Below are 385 nucleotides of genomic sequence, written 5' to 3'. Positions count from 1 at the left end.
ACCTCATCGAAGAAGACATTGAAGGCCGGTTCATCGAACTGGATGATGTCCACCCCCGCCGCCTCCAGCTCGCGCGCTTCCTGGTTGAGGATCGTGGCGAATTCCCAGGCCAGTTTTTCGCGGCTCTTGTAGTGATTGTCGTAGAGCGTGTCGATCATCGTCATGGGGCCGGGCAGCGCCCACTTGATCGGCTGCTCGGTCTGGCTGCGCAGGAAGCGCGCATCCTCCACGAACACCGGCTTCTGGCGCGATACCGCACCCATCACCGTGGGCACGCTGGCGTCATAGCGATTGCGGATGCGTACCGTTTCGCGCTTTGCAAAATCCACGCCGTCGAGATGCTCGATGAAGGTGGTCACGAAATGCTGGCGCGTCTGCTCGCCAT

The 385-nt window shown here is 60.8% G+C and carries 1 protein-coding gene; it reads right to left on the bottom strand.

From position 1 onward, the window contains the following. The coding region (locus tag ACZ3GY_RS23680; RefSeq protein WP_465912173.1) for a uroporphyrinogen decarboxylase/cobalamine-independent methonine synthase family protein at window positions 1-385 on the bottom strand (385 nt) is incomplete at both ends.

The organism is Pseudomonas sp. PME37.24/006, from assembly GCF_055556635.1.
This window is presented reverse-complemented; position numbering and strand designations above follow the sequence as displayed.